The organism is Vibrio sp. 10N.222.52.B12 (assembly GCF_002875385.1).
Lineage (GTDB): Bacteria > Pseudomonadota > Gammaproteobacteria > Enterobacterales > Vibrionaceae > Vibrio > Vibrio jasicida.
The window spans coordinates 137,760-158,406 of sequence record NZ_MDAW01000117.1 but is presented as its reverse complement, the minus strand read 5'-3'; the positions used below and the strand labels follow the sequence as shown (position 1 = coordinate 158,406).

Here is a 20,647-nt window from a genome sequence, read left to right as displayed (position 1 = left end):
TTCTCGCTTCTCGCTTCTCGCACTTCCCAAAAACAAAAAAGGCCGATACCTAAGTATCAGCCTTTGTTTTAAGCCTAATTATTTTTAGTGATGTTCACGGTTGTAGATGCACAGCATATCTAGGTAAGCGCTAACTAGCGTTGATAGCTCAGCTTCGCTCTTGGAGCGGTTCGCTTGTACGAAGATAGAGTAGCAAATGCCGTGGAACAGATTCGCCAAGTGTTCCGGTTCATGTTGGTCACAAACTTCACCACGTTCGATCGCTTTGATGAACATGTTTTGTACCAATAGTTGGTTTGTGCGGTTTGTGGTCACGAACAGCGGCCATACTTCATCACGCGTTGATGCGCTCCACTCGAACCAAACTTTCAGCCAATGGCAATCTTGGCTTACTAGCTCAATCATTGCATTAGTGATGTTGGCGATGTTTTCACGTGCGTGAAGGTCTAAGTCGATGTTATCCGAAAGGAAGTTTGAGAACTGACGTACAACGTGGTTCAGTACTTCATCAACCAAATCTTCACGAGTTGGGAAGTAATTAAATACTGTTGCAACAGAAACTTGTGCAATCTCAGCAATGTCTGCGTGACCACCACGGCCAATACCGCGACGAGCAAACACTTCAAGAGCGATTTCCATTAGTTGCTGTTTACGTTTTAAAGGGGAAAGCCTAGTGCGAGGTCTCTTAGCTATTGAGTCCATATTCTTTTCCTTGCCATTGAGTTGATATTATTTGGGGGTAACCCCCTAATTGATTATTTTAATAGTTGCTTAAAGCATTGATGAGTGTAATGGTGCATATGTGCAAGGTCAACATCTGATGCCCAATTTATAGACAGTAATGTCATTATTGATGATTCATTCAACTAGATAAATCCGAAAACTAAGACTTTCATCCAAGAATTCAATGGAATGGGATGCGACTTTCCACCTACTGAGTGGGGTGTTACACTACACGCCGCAAGATAAGGTGATCGTTTGCGTACGACCAACCTCAACCCACAAAGAAAATTGAGCACAGTATGAAACATACAATAGAAGTGATGATTTCTGAGCAAGAAGTTCAGGATCGAATTCGTGAATTAGGTAAGCAAATTACAGAACATTACCAAGGCAGTGAAGATCTGGTATTGGTTGGTTTGCTACGTGGTTCATTTGTATTTATGGCTGACTTAGCACGTGCTATCGAACTGACTCACCAAGTCGATTTTATGACCGCTTCTAGCTACGGTAACACGATGGAAAGCTCACGTGATGTACGTATCTTGAAAGACCTTGATGACGACATTAAAGGCAAGGATGTACTGATCGTAGAAGACATCATTGATACAGGTAACACGTTAAACAAAATCAGTGAAATCCTGTCTCTACGTGAACCAAAATCTATCGCTATCTGTACGCTGCTTGATAAGCCATCTCGCCGTGAAGTAGAAGTTCCGGTTGATTGGGCTGGTTTCTCTATTCCAGATGAGTTTGTTGTTGGTGTTGGTATTGATTACGCTCAGAAATATCGTCACCTACCATTTATTGGTAAAGTGGTTCCGCAGGAATAATTTCTGTCGCCAGTTTTAGAATTAAAAAAACGCCCATCTTAAATGGGCGTTTTTTATTTATCTTGTTGACGATTTATTTGTGATGATTAATCGCGACATAACAATTTGTTGTCATCGTTAAGAATGGTCGAGAGCGCTTTTTGGTAAGACGCTTCCACGGTCTCTTTTGAATTTGAACGAATCCCTAAGTACTCAAGACGACCATCTTCAATGCCGTACACCACTCCATGAATTTCAACATCCTGACCGCGTTCCCATGCGTTTTGCATGATGGTTGAGTTGCCCAAGTTATATACTTGCTCGGCTACGTTGATTTCACCTAGTTTATCGGCGCGATCGTCAAGAGGCATTTGGTCAAGGTAAGCGCGGTGCTTAAAGTAAAGATCACGGATGTGAAGTAACCAGTTGTTGATAAGGCCGAGTTGAGGGTTATCAATTGCGGCATTCACACCACCACAACCATAATGACCACAAACGATGATGTGCTTTACTTTGAGTACGTCGACGGCGTATTGCACGACAGAGAGGCAGTTTAGGTCGGTGTGGATGACCTGGTTAGCAACGTTTCGGTGAACAAATAACTCGCCTGAGAAAAGTCCCGTTAGTCGCTCTGCTGGAACGCGACTGTCTGAACAACCAATCCAAAGAAAGTCTGGTTTCTGACCTTCCGCTAGTTTTGCGAAATATTCTGGACGATCAGATTTTATTTCTTCTGACCATTTCGAGTTATTTTCGAATAATTGTTTAATTTCCGGCATCTGACATCTACTTCCCTAAAATTAAAAAAACCAACCACTCTCTAGTGCTTACTAAGCGATCAGCGCTGTAACTATACACAATGTTACAATTTCGATCCCGTTAAATATTCATTCAAGATGACTCATCTGACTAGTTCTCGCTGTGAAAATCATAAAATATGCAGCCATCATTCAGTAAGCAAATAAGCCCAATTTGGTCGTGGCTTTTTTTCGTTTATTTCTTTAGCGAAATATTTGTTAGATTGATGGCATTTTGTCTTTTTAATGCAGGGAGCAAATTCGTGTTCGGTAGTCGCTTTAAGGATATCAACCTCAAAGGGGATCTGTTTGGTGGTGTCACAACGGCCATCATTTCACTTCCTCTCGCATTAGCATTTGGTGTGGCTTCAGGAGCTGGTGCAGAAGCTGGTTTATGGGGCGCGATCATGGTGGGGTTATTTGCTTCACTGTTTGGTGGTTCCAATACACTTATTTCTGAGCCAACCGGTCCCATGACGGTGATCATGACAGCGGTATTAACCAGTATGATGGCCAAATACCCAGAAACGGGCATGGCCATGACCTTTACCGTGGTGATGATGGCGGGCGCGTTCCAAATTGTGCTCGGTACATTAAAGCTTGGTAAATACGTAACGTTAATGCCATACAGTGTTATCTCCGGCTTTATGTCGGGTATTGGTGTCATTCTCATTATCTTGCAGTTGTCGCCTTTACTTGGCCATGCTGCGCCATCTGGCGGTGTGATAGGGACACTATCGGCTCTGCCAGATACGATTTCTAATCTTAAGTTCAGCGAACTGTTTTTAGGTTTGTTGACGTTGGGTATCTTGTTCTTCTTCCCTAAGCAATATCGCAGATACGTGCCAGCGCAGCTGGTGGCTCTTGTGGCGGTAACGTTACTTTCTGTCCTTGTCTTTGATGCCGATGATATTCGCCGAATTGGTGAAATCCCAGCAGGTTTACCTTCTTTGGTGGTGCCACATATCGATCCTGCGATGTTTACCGAAATGGTCATCGATGCATTGGTATTGGGTACGTTAGGTTGTATTGATACCTTATTGACAGCGGTTATTGGTGACTCACTCACGCGTAAAGAGCATGATTCAGACAAGGAACTGCGTGGCCAAGGTTTGGCGAACATGATTTCTGGGCTGTTTGGCGCTCTGCCAGGTGCGGGGGCGACGATGGGAACGGTGACCAACATCCAAGTTGGCGCTCGCTCACCGTTATCCGGTGTGATTCGTGCGCTGATTCTCGCGCTGGTGGTGTTGGTCGCTAGCGGTTTGACTGAACCCATTCCGATGGCTGTATTAGCCGGTATTGCGGTTTATGTTGGCTTTAATATTCTGGATTGGAGCTTTATCCAACGTGCCCATAAGGTGAGCTTTCCGGGGATGGCGGTCATGTATGGCGTCATGCTGCTGACAGTATTTGTCGATTTGATTGTGGCTGTAGGGCTAGGGGTATTTATTTCTAATATCATCATCATTGAACGCTTGAGTCGTGAGCAAGCACGCCAAGTTAAAGCCATCAGTGATGCTGATGAAGACGATGTACCACTGACCGATAGCGAAAGAGGCTTGTTGGACAGAGCTAATGGTAAAGTGTTGTTCTTCTATCTGTCCGGTCCGATGATCTTTAGTGTTTCTAAAGCGATCTCTCGTCAACACTCGAGCATTTCTGACTATGAAGTCATGATCCTCGACTTAACAGATGTCCCTATGATTGATGTGACGGTCGGCTTGGCTTTGGAAAACGCCATTAAAGATGCTTTAGACGCGAACTGTGAAGTGTACTTGTTGTGTCCTAACCAACGTACTCGTGAGCAACTAGAGAAATTCCATGTGATTGATTTAGTGCCGGATGCGAATACATACAAGTTCCGCTATGAAGCGCTCAATGCGGCTATCAGGCATGTTGAAACTGATGAGCATCAAATGCTGACGCTTTAATCAACAGTCTCTTTTAACTAAGCGCTGCTGGGGTTCTGGGAGCGCTTTTTTATTGTTTTTAGATTGAGTGATTAAGAATCATAAAAGATAGGTATTTCTAATTTTATAGAAAGGTTTATTTGTATTCATCGTTATTCAACGATAAACTAATTCAACTTTAGTGCAATACCGATAGTCGGTTATGACGCCGACAGCAGTTTCCCCATTTGGTATTGGCATTCACGATTCATCAACAGATGGCAAGTATTACGCAATGTACGCATTAGAAATTGAACAGCTTCGCAAGACCTATGCGGGCGGATTTGAAGCGTTGAAGGGCATCAGCTTACAAGTAAAGAAAGGTGACTTTTACGCACTTCTTGGGCCGAATGGGGCTGGTAAATCAACCACCATTGGCATTATCTCTTCTTTAGTCAACAAGACATCTGGCACCACCAAGGTGTTTGGGTATGACATTGATACGCATCTTGAATTGGCGAAGCAAAACCTAGGTTTGGTTCCTCAAGAATTCAACTTCAACCAATTTGAAACTGTCGAACAGATTGTCATGCAGCAAGCGGGTTATTATGGGGTTTCAAAAGCGCTAGCTAAAGAGCGTGCAGAAAAGTACCTGACCAAACTCGACTTATGGGAGAAACGTAAGGAACGTGCGCGTAACTTGTCTGGTGGTATGAAGCGTCGTTTGATGATTGCGCGAGCTCTAATGCACGAGCCTCAATTGCTGATCCTTGATGAACCAACCGCAGGGGTGGATATTGAACTGCGTCGTTCAATGTGGGACTTCTTAAAGGAGATCAACCAAGAGCAGGGCATTACCATCATCTTGACCACGCACTACTTGGAAGAAGCAGAAATGCTGTGTCGTAATATCGGTATCATCAACAAAGGTGAACTGATTGAAAATACGACCATGAAGGCGCTGTTGGGTAAATTGACGGTAGAAACTTTTATCCTAGATATTGAGTTCGACGGTGAAGTGCCAGCACTTCAAGGGGTAAGTAGCCAATCGATGGTCAATGGTTCATTGGAAATCGAATTAGATAAGAGCCAAGGGTTGAACTCGGTGTTTAACCAATTATCTGATCTAGGCGTAAAAGTGCTGTCTATGCGAAACAAAGCGAACCGTTTGGAAGAGTTGTTTGTCAGTATCGTACGTGGAGGTAACCAATAATGTACCAATTGTATTGGACGGCTTTTTGTAGCCTAGTTACAAAAGAAGTGAACCGTTTTACGCGTATTTGGGTGCAAACTTTGGTACCACCTGCGATTACGATGACGTTGTATTTCATTATTTTCGGTAACTTGATTGGCTCTCGCATCGGTGACATGAACGGCTTTAGTTACATGGAATACATTGTTCCGGGTTTGATCATGATGTCGGTGATCACGAACTCGTACTCGAATGTGGCTTCCTCTTTCTTTAGTTCCAAATTCCAAAGAAACATCGAGGAATTGTTAGTGGCGCCAGTGCCGAACTACATCATCATTCTCGGCTTTGTGATGGGCGGCGTCGTACGTGGCCTATTAGTCGGAACGATTGTCACGTTTGTTTCGCTCTTCTTTGTTGATTTGCAAGTCGATCACTGGGGCATCATCATTGCGACCGTCTTTATGACGTCAGTGGTATTTTCACTTGGTGGCTTAATTAATGCGGTTTATGCGAAAACGTTTGATGATATCTCGATTATCCCTACGTTCGTTCTGACTCCGCTGACTTATCTTGGCGGTGTGTTTTACTCCATCAGTCTATTACCTGAATTTTGGCAAGGGGTGTCTAAGCTGAATCCAATCGTCTACATGGTGAACGCTTTCCGTTATGGTTTCCTTGGTGTGTCTGATGTGGGTATCGTTACGTCGTTTAGCGTATTGATCGTCTTTGTGGTTGCGCTCTACGCTGTGGCTCACTATCTAGTGACTAAGGGGATTGGGTTAAGAAGTTAACCTTAACAACACATTCAAAGGGCAGCCATGAGAGCTGCCCTTTCTTAATGCACACCAATACATTCCCATACAATTTTTCGACTTTTAACATGCTAGGTTTGATTCATTTGTTGTAAATGCATTTGCTGTAAATGAGTGAAGCCATGAATATTGTCCCCTCTCCATCTTTCTCTTTTAAATTGCTTGTTCCTAAATATTGGTCTGTTTGGTTCGCCTTTGGTCTGTTGGCGCTGATTGTCAATCTGCTTCCATACTCAGCCTTACGTTTGTTAGGTAGGGGCATTGGTTCGCTTGCGATGCTGGCCATGAAGCGCCGTAAAGGCATTGCAAAGCAAAATTTAAAACTCTGCTTTCCCGAATACAGCGCTCAAGAATGCGATGAACTGGTAAAGACAAACTTTAAATACACAGGGATGGCGCTGATCGAGACCGGAATGGCTTGGTTTTGGCCTGAGTGGCGAGTGAAGCGTCTAGCCAAGGTGGTTGGAAAAGAGCGTTTACTGGAACAAGAGAAAAATGGGCGTGGTGTACTGGTGGTTTGCAGTCATCACCTAAATTTGGAAATGACGGCGCGTATTTTTAGTCAATTTGCCAAAGGCTATGGTGTTTATCGACCGAATTCAAACCCTGTTTATGAGTTTGTTCAGCATCGAGGACGCACGCGTTGCGGCCATCAAATGATTGACCGGAAAGACGTTAAATCAATGCTTAAAGTGCTGAAAAACGGTCAGCGACTGTGGTACTTACCTGACCATGATTACGGTGTTAAAAATTCGGTCTTCGCCCCGTTTTTCGCTGTTGAGCAAGCCGCGAGTACTGCAGGATCAAGTGTGCTTATTGATGCGACAAAATGTGCAGTGATGTCAGGGGTTACGGTCAGTGAACATTCTCACTACACGCTCTATATTGGTGAAGATCTCAGTGGACGTTTCGAGCGCCGTAATCCAGTCAAAGCGGCAAGTATCTTAAATCAAGAACTTGAAGGCATGATAAGAAGAGACGTGCCAGCTTGGATGTGGCTGCATAAGCGGTTTAAAACTCGTCCGGAAGGTTTGAGTGGCGTTTATGCGTAGGAGGGATACAAAAAAGGTCGGCTTAGTGCCGACCTTTTTATTTGCGAATTTCGTTTATTCAGCGTTTGCTGAATTCGCTTCGCTAGATTCTTCTTCTTTAGCTTCTACCGCCATATCAACAGTTTGGTTGTCGATGAGGCGTGCTTTACCTAAGAAGGCAGACATCAAGATCACGGCTTGAGTGGTCTCTGTTGTGATTGCTTGAAGTGTGCGAGCATCACGAATGAAGATTTCATCTGGCTGCAAACCGGCAGCGCGTAATTGATCATTCGCATCTTCAATCACTGAAGCGTAATCGTCACGACCACCACGCATCGCGCTACTGATCCAGCGCATAGTACGTGCTAAAACAGGTGCGCGTTGACGCTCATCAATCGTTAGCAGGCCATTGCGAGAGCTCATTGCAAGGCCGTCCATTTCACGAACGGTTGCGACACCTACGATTTCGATGTCCATTGCTAGATCATCAACCATCTTACGAATAACAGCAAGCTGTTGGAAATCTTTCTCACCAAAGCAAGCTACATCAGGTTGAACGATGTTGAATAACTTATTTACGATAGTCGTCACGCCACGGAAATGGCCCGGACGAGAAGCGCCTTCAAGAATCGTAGAAAGCCCAGGCACATCGACAAAAGTCTGTTTATCTAAGCCTTCAGGGTAAATGATCTCTGGTGTCGGTGTGAATACCAACTCGACGCCTTCACCGCTTAGCTTGTTAAGATCTTCTTCAAGTGTACGAGGGTAGTTATTTAAATCGTCTGCACGTTCAAACTGCATCGGGTTGACAAAGATGCTTACCACAACGACATCGGCGTACTCGCGTGCTTTACGGACCAGTGTTAGATGGCCTTCGTGTAGGTTGCCCATGGTTGGGACAAACGCAACTTTACGACCTTCACGTTTGAACGTCTTGATCTGTTCACGAATGGCTGAGATTTCTGCAAAAGTGTGCATGCATTTATCCTCTAGGCAATAGTATGAGCGTCGTCTGGGAACACTGCGCTTTCAACGTCTGCCATGTATTTTGCCACAGCTGTACGCATATCGCCTGTTTCAGCAAGGAAGTTTTTCGAGAACTTTGGCATGTAGTTCGCCGAAATTCCGAACATATCGTGCATAACTAGGATTTGACCGTCCGTTACGTTACCTGCACCGATGCCAATTACTGGTACATCAAGTACTTGAGTAATACGAGCTGCCAATTCAGCTGGAACACACTCGAGTAAAACAATTTGAGCGCCGGCTTCTTGCAGTGCTAATGCATCTTTTACCATACGATCGGCTTTTTCTTGATCGCGACCTTGCACTTTGTAACCACCAAAGATGTTTACAGATTGTGGTGTTAGGCCCAAGTGTGCACAGACTGGTACCGCGCGTTCCGTTAGCATTTTTACGGTATCTACTAACCAGTCGCCGCCTTCAATTTTTACCATATTTGCGCCAGCACGCATGAGTACTGCTGCGTTCTCACACGCTTGCTCTGGCGTTGCATAGCTCATGAATGGCATATCAGCCATCAAAAGACAATTCGGGCTACCAGCGCGTACACAGCGAGTGTGATAAGCAATATCTTCAACAGTAACAGGTAATGTATCGGTCTTACCTTGCAGAACCATGCCTAGAGAGTCACCTACCAGTAAAACTGGCATTTCTTGGCTTTCGAAAAGTTGGGCAAAGCTTGCATCGTATGCAGTTGAAGTAGCAAATTTACGACCTTCTTGCTTCCACTTAATCAGGTCGTTAATGGTCATTTTTTTCATTGTTTTATCCTCACTAGGAGTTGGCTATGACTGCCAAATATTGAGGCCGTTGCGATCTACTTTTTCAAGTAGTGACGACACCTCGATCCCGTCTGGGAGTTGTAAACTTGGTGCAATTTCCGCAAGAGGGTAGAGTACGAACTCGCGCTCTCTCATTCCATAATGTGGAACTGTCAGTCTTTCGGAATCAATCACCTCATTGCCGTATAACACGATGTCGAGATCCAAGGTTCTTGGTCCCCAACGCTCGTCTTTACGGACACGCCCTTGTTCTTGCTCTATTGCTTGGGTGCAATCGAGCAGTTCAAGTGGCGTCAAATTGGTTTTAATTGCCACAACCGCATTGATGTAATCCGGCTGGTTTTGCGGACCCATTGGTGTGCTGCTGTATAGCGAAGAAGCTTGAATAAACTCTGTTTTAGGCAGGGTCTTCAGCGCTTCAATCGCTAATTTAGCTTGGCTGACGGGATCAGCCAAGTTACTGCCTACCGCAATGTACGCTGTGATCATGAGTTTGGTTTACTCTTTTTCTTGCGATAGGTTTTACGACGTCGTTGGCCTGTTTTTGGTGCTTGGCCATCTAGGTCTGCCGCCATGGCTTGGCGCATTTCTCGGCCAGCATTTTGGAAAGTTTCCCACCACTTAGCAAGCTTCTGAGTGTCGCCGCCTTCAATTTCACCGCGCATTTCAAGAAAATCAAAGCCAGCTCTAAATTTATTGAGCTCCATCAGGCGGAAAGCACGTTTACCATTGCGACGTGGAAGACGTAATTGCAGCTGCCAAATCTCGCGTATGGTCGCGGTATGACGGCGCGGAATGGCGATTGAACGTACTTGGTCATCAAGAATGATGTTGCTTGCTTCCATGATGGCATCGTAATGGCACAGATTACGCTGTTCCATGAGTTTGTCTGCCATTGCACACAGTGGGTACCACAGCATTGCAGCAAACATAAAGGCAGGGTTAATACGCTTACCTTCTTCGATGCGCATATCGGTTGAATCTAACACTAAATCAAGCATTTGCTCAGTGTGAGATTCATAATCTTCAGTGAAGTGCTCTGAAATTGCAGGGAACAACTGTTGGAATAAGTTGTATTCACGCAATAAATGGTAGGTTTCTAGCCCATACCCAGACTGAAGCAGTTTCAGTGATTCCTCGAACAGACGTGCCGATGGAATATCACGTAGTAGTGGTGCCATCTCTTCGATTGGTGCCGCGGTATCTTCTTCGATATCGAAGTCCAATTTCACCGCAAAGCGAACTGCACGCAGCATACGTACTGGGTCTTCGCGGTAACGGGTTTCTGGGTCACCGATCAGGCGAATAAGGCGATCTTCTAGATCTTCAATACCACGCGCATAATCGTGAATTGAGTAGTCTGCGATGTTGTAGTACATCGAGTTAATCGTGAAGTCGCGACGTTCGGCATCTTCATCTACGGTGCCGTATACGTTGTCGCGAAGTAGCATCCCTTCTTTCGATTGCTGGGAGATACTTTTGTTCTGTTGCTCTTGGTGGTGACCACGGAACGTTGCAACTTCGATGATGTCTCGACCAAACATAATGTGTGCGAGACGGAAGCGACGACCGATCAAACGGCAGTTTCTAAATAACTGTTTGATCTGCTCTGGTGTCGCGTTCGTTGCAATATCAAAGTCTTTTGGTTTTTGTCCAAGCAGTAAGTCTCGAACCCCGCCACCTACAAGATAAGCATCGAAACCGGCACCGTTCAGTCGGTATAGCACTTTCAGTGCATTGTCACTGATATGCTTACGCGAGATGTTGTGCTCTTCACGAGTAATTACATTAAGAGCGAGTTCTGGGATCATGGCAGATTCGCTTGGTGTATAGTCGTTTGTATTCATGTGCATCTGGCAATAACTGGGTTTAATCCAATCTTGCTTTGGTTAGTTTCTACGCCTCGAGGGCCAATTTTGCGGCTAATGATAGCCTACGCAGTGCCATTTGAGAATCACGGTGTGATCTCGATCTCTGCTGGAAGCTGTTCTAAGTGCCAATTTTCGCAACCCCAACGCAGTATTTCTTCAAGGTTTGCGCCTTTTACATCGTCAGGTATATCAAAGCCTAAAAATGTCATGGCATGCAGCAGAGCTGGCTTCGGATTGTCGACATCAATAGCCGTCGCATGGTTTTGTTTTGACAGCTTATTACCGTTTGAATCCATCGCTAACGGTAAGTGTAAATAGCTTACTTCTGGTTGCCCAAGTATTTGGTACAAGCTGATTTGACGACCTGTGGGCTCAATTAAATCCGCACCACGAACGACTTCGGTAACCCCTTGGTCGATGTCATCTAATACTACCGCAAGATTATAGGCAAATAATCCATCTCGACGCTTAATAATGAAATCTTCATTTACTAGAGCTTCTGGAATCGTCATGGTGCCTTGTTTCTTATCGAGAAAATCAGCGATAGGTTTGGTCATTTTTAGGCGAATCGCGCCTTCTTTCAAGCCTTTATCTCGACATGTCCCCGGATAATAGCCGCCGTGTTCTTTAATTTGCTTGCGAGTACATTGGCAATAATAAGCGTCGCCATTCTTTAACCAAGCATCGATTTGTGTTTGGTATAAGTGATGACGTTCGCTTTGGTATACGACGTTGCCGTCCCAGTGCAAATGGTAAGCGCGTAGTGCACTTAGAATCTCGTCAGAAGCTCCCGGCATTTCTCTGGGTGGATCAAGGTCTTCGATACGTACCAACCAATCTCCGTGATTGGCTTTCGCTTGAAAGTAGCTGCCGAGCGCAGCTACTAACGATCCAAAATGTAATGGCCCAGAAGGGGATGGTGCGAATCGACCTACATAGCGTGTCATGCGTGTATCTCGAAATTATTCTAATAAAGCTAAGCCAAAACAAAAAGGGAGCCTGAGCTCCCTTTCAATAATCATCATGCTTGGTTGATTAACCTTGCATTTGTTTCTCTTTGATCTCTGCAAGTGTTTTACAGTCGATACAAAGGTCTGCGGTTGGACGCGCTTCAAGGCGACGAACACCAATTTCAACACCACATGATTCACAGAAGCCGAAATCTTCTTCAGTGATTTTATCTAGTGTTTTTTCGATCTTCTTGATCAGGCGACGCTCACGGTCACGGTTACGCAGTTCTAAGCTGAACTCTTCCTCTTGAGAAGCACGGTCAACTGGATCTGGGAAGTTTGCTGCTTCGTCCTGCATATGGTGTACAGTGCGATCGACTTCTTCCCTGAGCTGATTACGCCAAGCTGTTAAGATTTTCGTAAAGTGTTCAACCTGTTCTGGTGACATGTACTCTTCACCAGGCTTTTCCTGATATGGCTCCACACCGGCAATGGCTAGGATGCCTATCGTTTTCTTCTTTGATTCTGGCATACAGCATCTCCTACTTACACCTAGTCAACTGCTTTGCAGTCAATTTAAGGCGGGTATCTATAGCAAAAAGAGGCGGTGCAGGCAATTACTGAATTGCAAACTTATCGTCATTGTGAAGATGACATCATTTTTTCTCTTAATTGATAAATTCAATAGCAGAGATTAGCTTGACTTCAGTATTGCTCAGTTCAGCTTTGTAGCAGAGAACTTCCACTCCAGCGTCTTGTGCTTGTTTTAGTAAAGTTGAATATTTCGCGTCTATATGGTGCGCCGCAGATACTTTTTCAATACCTGAATGTAAAACAGTGAATAAAAGTATGGATCTACTTCCAGTTTGTGCCATTTCTGTGAGCTCTCGCAGGTGCTTTTGTCCTCGAGTAGTCACGGCATCAGGGAAATAGCCTTGACCGGATGCGCTTTCTTCATCCAACAGCGTGACGCTTTTCACTTCTATATAACACTTTGATTTGTCACTTGCGCTGAGCAAGATATCAATTCGACTATTTTCATTGCCATATTTCACTTCAGTTTGAAGTTTGTCATACCCACACAGTTCTGAAATGACATTATTTTCAATTGCTTCTACGGCAAGTTGGTTAGCTCGAGCGGTGTTAATACAGATTTTATGGCCCTGTTGTGTTTCACTGAGCTCCCAACTATTGGGATATTTACGCTTAGGGTTATCAGAAGTGGAGTACCAAACTTTGTTGCCTGGTGTGGCGCAGCCTGTCATTGCACCAGTATTGGCACAGTGGATAGTGCGAACTTCGCCGTTATCCAGTTCGATATCGGCAAGAAAGCGTTTGTAGCGTTTGAGCAGAGTCGCTGACTCTAGAGTAGGTTCGAAATGCATTTTGCTTCTTTAGGGGGGACTGTTTTTATGTACAATGTTGCCAACATTACAACACAAGGTATTTCCTTTGTCACAATTGCCGATTGAAGCCGTGATGCCGCAATTACTTGCTGCGGTTAATCATCAACATCAAGTGATCTTAAAAGCTGCGCCGGGTGCCGGTAAGTCGACATTCTTTCCTCTAAAGCTTCTTCAAAGCCAAACCGTCACGGGCAAAATCATCATGCTAGAACCAAGACGTTTAGCGGCTCGTAATATTGCGCGTTATCTAGCACAGCAGTTGGGGGAACAAGTTGGAGATCGAGTTGGTTATCGTGTACGTGGTGAGACGAAGGTAAGTAAAAATACGCAACTTGAAATTGTAACGGAAGGGATCATGACTCGGATGATCCAAAATGACCCAGAGTTAGATGGCATCGACCTGCTGATCTTTGATGAGTTTCATGAGCGAAGTATTCATGCTGATACGGCATTGGCCTTTAGTTTAGAGGTTCAAGAAGCGTTGAGAGACGACCTCAAGCTGGTAGTGATGTCAGCTACGCTTGACCAAGATGCCTTACAAACCTTGTTGCCAGAGGCTGAATATATTGAGTCTGAAGGGCAAAGTTTTGAGGTGGAAACGCGTTATTTACCTCTGGGTACAAATGATCATTTGCCCACATCAATGGCAAGGACGATTGAAAGCCTAATTCAGAAAGAAACAGGGTCGTTGCTCGCCTTTCTGCCCGGCGTTGGGGCAATTAAGCAGGTCGCGGAACGTTTGTCACATCTTCCTAATACTGTGGAAGTTTGCCCTTTATATGGTCAATTGAGCTTTGCCGAGCAACAAAAAGCCATTGCTCCCGCTTCTGGAGGTAAACGCAAAGTCGTGCTCGCGACTAACATTGCTGAAACTTCTTTGACCATTGAAGGCATTCGATTGGTCGTCGATTCTGGATTAGAACGTGTGGCGCGTTTTGATTTGAAGAATGGACTTACGCGCTTGGAGCAAGTGCGAGTGGCACAATCGTCTGCGATTCAACGTGCTGGTCGTGCAGGGCGTATTGAAGAGGGCATTTGCGTCCGGTTGTATTCGGAAAGCCAATTCAAGCAGCAACCGCAAGTTCCCCAACCAGAAATCCTGCACTCAGATTTAGCAAGCTTGGTCATGGAACTATCATTCTGGGGAGCAGGGGATATCGCAGAGCTTAAATGGTTGAATATTCCTTCTTCAGCATCGCTTGCTCAGGCTAAACAGCTGTTGATTTCTTTAGGGTTACTTACCGAGCAAGGCCAACTCACTTCTGCAGGTAAAACGGCCCACGCCCTTGGTGTAGAGCCGCGCTCAACAGCAATGCTGATTCAAGCACAGCAGCGCAGTGAAAAAATGCTAAATACTGCTTTGGCTGCGGTCGCCCTAATTGAAGAGCCCGAGCGCAATGTGACTAACATCGCGCATAGCCTACATCGCTGGGTAAGTGGTACACATGCAAAGAAAGCTATATTGCACAAGCGATCTCAAGCGCTGGCGCACAAACTGGATACAGTATTCAGCCTACCTGATGTTGATGAGCGAGTGCTAGCGTTAGTATTGAGCTTAGCTTTCCCCGATCGCATTGCGCAGCAGCGTGTTAACCAATATGGTCGTTTTACTTTGTCGAACGGGCATGGTGCTGAGTGTCGACCAGAAGAGACACTCGGTGGTTGTGATTACTTAGTTGCGATTGATTTGATGCGCTCGCATTCTAACTCAAGCCAAATTAACCTAGCTTGTGACTTAGATATCAACGCATTACAAGAAATGTTCGAGCACCTTTTCACGACGGCTGAGCTGGTTGATTGGGATGAGAAAAAAGGCCGTTTGATTGCCGAACGCCAAATCAAACTTGGTCAACTGGTGATTAAGCGTGAAGCCTTGCCGAGTCCGGGTAAAGAAAAAATGACACAAGCTTTACTCACTTATGTCCGCCGTCAGGGCTTACAGAGTCTAAACTGGACGTCGGCAGCGGAAAATTTGTTAGAACGTATTCGCTGCGCAGTGGAATGGTTACCTGAGCAAGCTTGGCCAAGTTTTGATGAGACCAGTTTGCTTAATGGCCTAGAAGAGTGGCTAGAGCCGTACATGAGCACGGTTTCATCGGCGAAAGATTTGGCGAAAGTGAACCTAGTGGAAGCGTTAAACGCTCGATTAGGTTGGCCGTTGAATCAACAGATTGATGAGTGGTTGCCAGAAGATTATCGCTTACCAACAGGTTCGAAAAAGCGCATTCGTTACCAATTTGGTCATGAGCCTGTGCTGTCAGTGCGTATGCAAGAAGTGTTTGGAGAGAGCACTTCTCCAACGGTGGTACAAGGTCGCAAGCGATTGGTGTTAGAGTTACTTTCTCCAGCACAACGGCCTCTTCAGGTGACAACGGATTTAGCTGCCTTTTGGGCAGGAAGCTACAAAGAAGTGCAAAAAGAGATGAAAGGCCGATATCCAAAACACGTTTGGCCTGATGATCCTGCCACTCATGTAGCGACAACAAAAACAAAAAGACAATTGAATAATGACTGATACAAAAAAGCCCAGTGCAAAAAGAGCACCAGCGAAGAAAACAACGTCAAGTAAAACGACTGCCGCTAAGAAAAGCGGTGCGAAGCGACCGAGAAAATCGCCATCGAAGAAGCCAAGTAATGGCAAGCAGTCTTGGCTTAAAATCATTTGGTCATTTAGCTGGAAAGCGGGTGTAGCGTTGGCCGCAGTATTGCTTTTCGTCGGGATTTATTTAGATAGTGTAGTGAAAGATCGTTTCGATGGGCAGTTGTTTGATTTGCCAACGGTCGTGTACGCTCGCATTCTCAATTTGAATCCTGGTGAAAACATAACCATCAAAGAAATGCGTAACGAGCTAGATGTTTTGAATTACCGTAAGGTTAGTCAACCGCGTTATCCTGGCGAATACTCTTCCTCTTCCACTCGTATTGAGCTCATCCGTCGTCCTTTTGAATTTGCTGATGGCCCTGAGCCTGATCGTCACGTGATGTTGCATTTCTCAAGCAGCGGCTTAACGCGCATTCAATCTCTCGAATCAAAAGGTGATTTAGGTTACTTGCGTATTGAACCTAAGATGTTGGGTATGCTGGAGAAAGATCAAAACGAACAACGATTGTTCCTACGTCGTGATCAATTCCCTGAAATTCTTGTCGATGCACTTCTTGCGACCGAAGATCGTGATTTCTACCAGCATGATGGAGTCTCTCCTTTGGCGATTGGGCGTGCACTTGTTGCCAACATCAAGGCAGGCCGTACCGTACAAGGTGGCAGTACGCTGACCCAGCAGTTAGCAAAAAACTTATTCTTAACTCGCGATAAAACGTTATGGCGTAAAGTTCGTGAAGCGTATATCGCACTGATTTTGGATTATCGATACAGCAAAGATCGAATTCTTGAGGCTTACCTCAACGAAGTTTATCTCGGTCAAAGTGGCGGGGATGCGATTCATGGCTTTGCTTTGGCATCACGATACTACTTTGGACAACCAATCCAGGAGCTTCGTATCGACCAACTTGCGATGCTGGTGGGTATGGTTAAAGGGCCATCTTACTACAATCCAATTCGTTACCCTGAGCGCACGAAAACACGTCGTGATCTAGTTTTACGCCTCTTGATGCAACAAGACATGCTGACTTCTGAACAGTATGAACAAGCAGTCAATCGTCCGTTAGATACGCAAAGTAAACCTCGTATAGCAAGCCGTCAGCCCGCTTATTTCCAGCAATTGAATATTGAGCTGAAAGAAAAAGTGGGTGATAACTTCAAAGCTGAAACGGGGTTACGTTTGTTTACGTCTCTCGATCCTGTTTCGCAAAGTAAGCTAGAACAAGCGATTGCGAAAAAGGTACCTGAGTTGGCTAAGCGAGCAGGTAAAGAACTTGAAGCTGCAGCGGTTGCGGTTGACCGTCATAGTGGTGAGATTCGTGCCATGGTTGGTGGTAAGCGTGTCGGCTACGAGGGCTTTAACCGAGCATTGAATGCGAGTCGTCCAATTGGTTCGTTAGTGAAGCCTGCAATTTACTTGACGGCATTAGAGCAACCAGAGAAATACAACCTCGCTACCACGCTTCACGATACGCCGTTAAGTTTGAAAGGCAGTAAGGGTAGCGTTTGGTCGCCACGTAATTTCGACCGTAAATTCCGTGGTGATGTGCCTCTATACCTAGCACTAGCGAAATCTCTTAATGTGCCAACCGTTCGTTTGGGGATGGAACTCGGTATTCCTGAGGTTTCTGATACGCTAGAACGTCTCGGCGTTGATAAAAATGAGATCCGCCCAGTGCCATCTATGTTCTTAGGTTCTTTCTCTCTGACGCCATTTGAAGTCGCACAGATGTACCAGACGGTAACAAACTCGGGTAAACGCGCGAAACTGTCAGCATTGCGTTCGGTTATCGATATGGATGGTAATGTGATTTATCAATCACTGCCTCGTTCGGCTCAGGCTGTTGATCAGCAAGCGGCATGGCTAACTACATACGCAATGAAGCAAGGTGTTGCACAAGGAACTGGCCGTTTCTTACAAAGCCAATTCTCATGGGCGGCGTTAGCAGGTAAAACGGGCACCAGTAATGACAGCCGTGATAGTTGGTTTGTCGGTGTTGATGGTCGGGAAGTGACAACCGTTTGGCTGGGGCGCGATGATAATAAATCTACCAAGTTGACGGGTTCAAGCGGTGCTCTGCGTGTTTACGCCGAATATTTGCAGCAACGTATCCCTGAGCGACTGGAATTGCCATGGCCAAAAGAAGTGACGACATTGGGTTTCCAAAAAGCGGCGAATGGTGCGTTGGAACTGAACTGTCGTAGCGAATATAAGTTGCCAGTGTGGGATAAAACAGGCCAAATAAAACAGCAGTGCGAGAAAAAATCGAACTGGTTGAATAATTTATTTGATTGGTAAGGCTACCAAAAACGCTATCACTGACTTGTTTCATTGGTCGATTCTTAGTAAAAGTAGTTGATCAATATTCAGTAAAGGAAGATGTGAATGTCCAATAGCCCGTTAGTGCATGGTTTTGCGCTTTGGGTCTGCTCCTTTTTGATTGCCACACCTTCCTTTGCTAAACATCTCGAAGAGGACGGCTCTCGTCCTAAAATTGCGGTGGTTCTCGCTGGTGGTGGTGCGAAAGGCGCTGCGCATATTGGTGTGCTTAAAGCCCTTGAAGAGATGAACATTCCCGTTGATATCATTACCGGTACAAGCATGGGCGCTTATGTCGGAGGTTTGTACGCGACGGGTATGAGTGCTGATGAAATTGAGAGTTTTATCTACAGCGTGGATTGGAACAGCGGTTACCGAGATCGCGTTGATCGCAGCCAACGTCGCGTTCGCGACAAAGAATACGAAGACCGCTACCAAATAACGACAGATCTTGGTCTGAGGTTTGGTGAGGTGCGTTCCCCAACTGGTGTTGTGCAAGGGCAGAACATGTTGCGTATTCTGCGCGAAACGACGGGCAATCTAGGACGCTTTGACTCTTTTGACCAACTTGCTATCCCTTATCGTTCTGTCGCGACTGACATCGTCGAGCTTGATGAAGTCGTGCTCGATAACGGTTACTTAGTTGATGCGATGATGGCGAGCATGTCGGTACCGGGCGCGCTTCCTCCATACGAGCTCAACGGTCATATGCTGGTGGATGGTGGCGTTGTCAATAACATGCCTGTCGACGTAGCGCGCGCGATGGGAGCGGATATAGTCATTGCGGTCGACATCAGTACAGATTATAAAAACAAAGAAGACTTCACCGGCTTGTTTGCGGTTGCGGATCAGTTGTCGAATTATTTGGTGCGTCGTAGCACTCAAGAGCAAGCGGAAACTCTGAAAGATGATGATGTTTACATTCGTCCAGATGTTGGGCAAATGGAAACCGTAGAATTTGAAAAGATGCCGAGTGCATTTCAAGCTGGCTACGACATCACTAAAAAACTCAAATCCAAGCTTGAATCCTTGAGTGTCTCTAACGCGGAATACCAAAAATATATCGAGCACAAACAAGACGTTCGTAAAGGATTAGAATATGGTGATGAGCGGGTTGTTGATCAAATTGTTATTGTCAATAACACCCACTACAGTGATGTCTTACTTACCAACCGACTCGAGCTTGATACTGGTCGTCCTCTCAAAACGGCTGAAATCGAAAAAGCAGTCGAAAATCTTTATGCCTTAGATCGTTTTGAACTGATTACTTACCATTTTGAAGAGATTGAAGGTGTTAACCTACTTGTCTTTGAAGTGAATGAGAAGTCTTGGGGACCAAACTACCTGAACTTCCGCTTTTTCTTAGAAGATGACTTTAATACTGACAGCCAATATGGCATTGGTATCTCGTCGAACTTCACTAATCTAAATTCACACGGTGCCGAGCTAACGCTGAATGTTGACATGGGTACAGATAAGTTGATTGAAGCCGAGCTTTATTCACCGGTACTGTCGAGTCAGGAGTTGTTTGTTTCGGGTAAGTTGAATTACAACAACGAAAACCGAAACTGGCCTTTTAGTGATTTAGAAAACCCGGATATAGGTTCGGTTTACGATTTTCTTCCTGTCTCGTATACCGAGTTCATAACGGAACTTGCTGCGGGTGTGCAACCGACGTTATGGCAAGAGTTCCGTGTTGGTGGGCGTTATACCAAAGGGCAAATAGAGGCCTCAACGCTCGCATCTGCTGGGACTTTTGATTACGAGCGTTTGGGGGTATTTGCTAACTACCGTCTAGATACCTTAGACGACTTTGCTTTTCCCACGCATGGTATGTTGATTGATTTGGATTACCTGGTGTCTCATGACAAGAGCCCTGAGGATTTTCGTCAAACCAATACTAATGGTGATATCGAAGATACTGTGTATGAGATCACGGCACGTTTCAAAGGCGCAGTGACGCACAGTCGTCATACTTTAGTCGGACAGGCGGAATACAGCTTTGTAGAAAGCAAAAACTCCTCGATCCCGTTAGACCCACGTGAACTTGGTGGTTTCTTGAATCTATCTGGTATTCCACGTAATAGCCTGATTGGGCAGAACTTATTCTATACCAGCTTGGTGTATCGTTATAAATGGATGGATAACGACTTCGGGCTGTTTGAAGCGCCAGTGTACCTAGGCGCATCACTTGAACACGGTGGTGTTTGGTCAGATAACGATCTGAAGCTTAATGAAGCGCCACTGTATAATGCCGCATCGATTTTCTTTGGTGTTGATTCACCAGTAGGACCAATCATGTTGGCATACGGTCGTACAGAGCAAGATTTAGATGCTGTGTACCTGATCGTTGGAACATCATTTAAATAACCGGGAAAAGGACAGCAATATCTCCGCATATTTAGCCAAAATAAACAGGACTTTAGTCGTAAGTTGCTAT

The 20,647-nt window shown here is 45.3% G+C and carries 17 protein-coding genes; 8 read left to right on the top strand and 9 right to left on the bottom strand.

All coding sequences use genetic code 11. The annotated features are described in order from the left end of the window. Positions 1-84: 84 nt before the first annotated feature. Complete coding sequence (gene opaR / locus BCT11_RS13150; protein WP_102388497.1) at positions 85-702, bottom strand: transcriptional regulator OpaR; 618 nt, start codon at positions 700-702, stop codon at positions 85-87. Between the two features lie 320 nt (positions 703-1,022). Between opaR and hpt the strand changes: the two genes are divergently transcribed. Then, positions 1,023-1,553 carry a hypoxanthine phosphoribosyltransferase gene (hpt, locus tag BCT11_RS13145; protein WP_038870502.1) on the top strand — a complete coding sequence of 177 codons (531 nt, stop codon included), beginning with the start codon at positions 1,023-1,025 and terminating at the stop codon, positions 1,551-1,553. A gap of 86 nt (positions 1,554-1,639) precedes the next feature. On the opposite strand, the gene can is transcribed toward hpt, so the two are convergent. Beyond that, complete coding sequence (gene can, locus BCT11_RS13140) at positions 1,640-2,311, bottom strand: carbonate dehydratase (RefSeq protein WP_038870504.1); 672 nt, start codon at positions 2,309-2,311, stop codon at positions 1,640-1,642. Between the two features lie 281 nt (positions 2,312-2,592). On the opposite strand from can, the gene BCT11_RS13135 reads away from it, so the two are divergent. The 4 genes from BCT11_RS13135 (at position 2,593) to BCT11_RS13120 (ending at position 7,277) form a co-directional block, all read left to right on the top strand. Then, positions 2,593-4,263 carry a SulP family inorganic anion transporter gene (locus tag BCT11_RS13135; protein WP_038870506.1) on the top strand — a complete coding sequence of 557 codons (1,671 nt, stop codon included), beginning with the start codon at positions 2,593-2,595 and terminating at the stop codon, positions 4,261-4,263. A gap of 253 nt (positions 4,264-4,516) precedes the next feature. Further along, positions 4,517-5,434 carry an ABC transporter ATP-binding protein gene (locus BCT11_RS13130; RefSeq protein WP_038879226.1) on the top strand — a complete coding sequence of 306 codons (918 nt, stop codon included), beginning with the start codon at positions 4,517-4,519 and terminating at the stop codon, positions 5,432-5,434. Then, positions 5,434-6,204, top strand: a complete 771-nt coding sequence (locus BCT11_RS13125; RefSeq protein WP_038870509.1) for an ABC transporter permease — start codon at positions 5,434-5,436, stop codon at positions 6,202-6,204. Before BCT11_RS13130 ends, BCT11_RS13125 begins: the two co-directional genes overlap by 1 nt. A 143-nt stretch (positions 6,205-6,347) precedes the next feature. Next, positions 6,348-7,277 carry a Kdo(2)-lipid IV(A) acyltransferase gene (locus tag BCT11_RS13120; RefSeq protein WP_038878915.1) on the top strand — a complete coding sequence of 310 codons (930 nt, stop codon included), beginning with the start codon at positions 6,348-6,350 and terminating at the stop codon, positions 7,275-7,277. A gap of 54 nt (positions 7,278-7,331) precedes the next feature. On the opposite strand, the gene panC is transcribed toward BCT11_RS13120, so the two are convergent. From panC to sfsA, 7 genes are all read right to left on the bottom strand, one after another. Further along, positions 7,332-8,234 carry a pantoate--beta-alanine ligase gene (gene panC, locus BCT11_RS13115; RefSeq protein ID WP_042603137.1) on the bottom strand — a complete coding sequence of 301 codons (903 nt, stop codon included), beginning with the start codon at positions 8,232-8,234 and terminating at the stop codon, positions 7,332-7,334. A gap of 11 nt (positions 8,235-8,245) precedes the next feature. Further along, a complete protein-coding gene (gene panB / locus BCT11_RS13110) occupies positions 8,246-9,040 on the bottom strand; it encodes a 3-methyl-2-oxobutanoate hydroxymethyltransferase (RefSeq protein ID WP_038870513.1) in 795 nt (264 codons plus the stop codon). A 24-nt stretch (positions 9,041-9,064) separates the two neighbouring features. Then, a complete protein-coding gene (gene folK, locus BCT11_RS13105; protein WP_038870514.1) occupies positions 9,065-9,550 on the bottom strand; it encodes a 2-amino-4-hydroxy-6-hydroxymethyldihydropteridine diphosphokinase in 486 nt (161 codons plus the stop codon). Then, the gene (gene pcnB / locus BCT11_RS13100; protein ID WP_038870516.1) at positions 9,547-10,914 is read right to left on the bottom strand and encodes a polynucleotide adenylyltransferase PcnB; all 1,368 of its coding nucleotides are present in this window, start codon (positions 10,912-10,914) and stop codon (positions 9,547-9,549) included. Before pcnB ends, folK begins: the two co-directional genes overlap by 4 nt. 101 nt (positions 10,915-11,015) lie before the next feature. Next, positions 11,016-11,879, bottom strand: coding sequence for a tRNA glutamyl-Q(34) synthetase GluQRS (gene gluQRS, locus BCT11_RS13095; RefSeq protein WP_038878922.1), 864 nt, complete (start codon positions 11,877-11,879; stop codon positions 11,016-11,018). Between the two features lie 88 nt (positions 11,880-11,967). Continuing rightward, a complete protein-coding gene (dksA, locus tag BCT11_RS13090; RefSeq protein ID WP_010450149.1) occupies positions 11,968-12,414 on the bottom strand; it encodes an RNA polymerase-binding protein DksA in 447 nt (148 codons plus the stop codon). Between the two features lie 136 nt (positions 12,415-12,550). Next, positions 12,551-13,267 carry a DNA/RNA nuclease SfsA gene (gene sfsA, locus BCT11_RS13085; protein WP_102388496.1) on the bottom strand — a complete coding sequence of 239 codons (717 nt, stop codon included), beginning with the start codon at positions 13,265-13,267 and terminating at the stop codon, positions 12,551-12,553. A gap of 67 nt (positions 13,268-13,334) precedes the next feature. On the opposite strand from sfsA, the gene hrpB reads away from it, so the two are divergent. The 3 genes from hrpB (at position 13,335) to BCT11_RS13070 (ending at position 20,577) form a co-directional block, all read left to right on the top strand. Then, the gene (gene hrpB, locus BCT11_RS13080) at positions 13,335-15,803 is read left to right on the top strand and encodes an ATP-dependent helicase HrpB (protein WP_102388495.1); all 2,469 of its coding nucleotides are present in this window, start codon (positions 13,335-13,337) and stop codon (positions 15,801-15,803) included. Continuing rightward, positions 15,796-18,186 carry a penicillin-binding protein 1B gene (mrcB, locus tag BCT11_RS13075; protein ID WP_102388494.1) on the top strand — a complete coding sequence of 797 codons (2,391 nt, stop codon included), beginning with the start codon at positions 15,796-15,798 and terminating at the stop codon, positions 18,184-18,186. The genes hrpB and mrcB overlap by 8 nt, the downstream gene beginning before the upstream one ends. An 87-nt stretch (positions 18,187-18,273) precedes the next feature. Further along, positions 18,274-20,577 carry a patatin-like phospholipase family protein gene (locus BCT11_RS13070; RefSeq protein ID WP_102388493.1) on the top strand — a complete coding sequence of 768 codons (2,304 nt, stop codon included), beginning with the start codon at positions 18,274-18,276 and terminating at the stop codon, positions 20,575-20,577. The last annotated feature ends 70 nt before the right edge of the window (positions 20,578-20,647 follow it).

Excerpts from the sequence above, each read along its gene's own strand:
- BCT11_RS13130 (WP_038879226.1), top strand. The coding sequence starts at position 4,517 with ATGTACGCATTAGAAATTGAACAGCTTCGCAAGACCTATGCGGGCGGA.
- BCT11_RS13120 (WP_038878915.1), top strand. The coding sequence starts at position 6,348 with ATGAATATTGTCCCCTCTCCATCTTTCTCTTTTAAATTGCTTGTTCCT.
- can (WP_038870504.1), bottom strand. The coding sequence starts at position 2,311 with ATGCCGGAAATTAAACAATTATTCGAAAATAACTCGAAATGGTCAGAA.
- panC (WP_042603137.1), bottom strand. The coding sequence starts at position 8,234 with ATGCACACTTTTGCAGAAATCTCAGCCATTCGTGAACAGATCAAGACG.
- BCT11_RS13070 (WP_102388493.1), top strand. The coding sequence starts at position 18,274 with ATGTCCAATAGCCCGTTAGTGCATGGTTTTGCGCTTTGGGTCTGCTCC.
- dksA (WP_010450149.1), bottom strand. The coding sequence starts at position 12,414 with ATGCCAGAATCAAAGAAGAAAACGATAGGCATCCTAGCCATTGCCGGT.
- folK (WP_038870514.1), bottom strand. The coding sequence starts at position 9,550 with ATGATCACAGCGTACATTGCGGTAGGCAGTAACTTGGCTGATCCCGTC.
- pcnB (WP_038870516.1), bottom strand. The coding sequence starts at position 10,914 with ATGCACATGAATACAAACGACTATACACCAAGCGAATCTGCCATGATC.
- opaR (WP_102388497.1), bottom strand. The coding sequence starts at position 702 with ATGGACTCAATAGCTAAGAGACCTCGCACTAGGCTTTCCCCTTTAAAA.
- sfsA (WP_102388496.1), bottom strand. The coding sequence starts at position 13,267 with ATGCATTTCGAACCTACTCTAGAGTCAGCGACTCTGCTCAAACGCTAC.
- panB (WP_038870513.1), bottom strand. The coding sequence starts at position 9,040 with ATGAAAAAAATGACCATTAACGACCTGATTAAGTGGAAGCAAGAAGGT.
- BCT11_RS13125 (WP_038870509.1), top strand. The coding sequence starts at position 5,434 with ATGTACCAATTGTATTGGACGGCTTTTTGTAGCCTAGTTACAAAAGAA.
- mrcB (WP_102388494.1), top strand. The coding sequence starts at position 15,796 with ATGACTGATACAAAAAAGCCCAGTGCAAAAAGAGCACCAGCGAAGAAA.
- gluQRS (WP_038878922.1), bottom strand. The coding sequence starts at position 11,879 with ATGACACGCTATGTAGGTCGATTCGCACCATCCCCTTCTGGGCCATTA.
- hpt (WP_038870502.1), top strand. The coding sequence starts at position 1,023 with ATGAAACATACAATAGAAGTGATGATTTCTGAGCAAGAAGTTCAGGAT.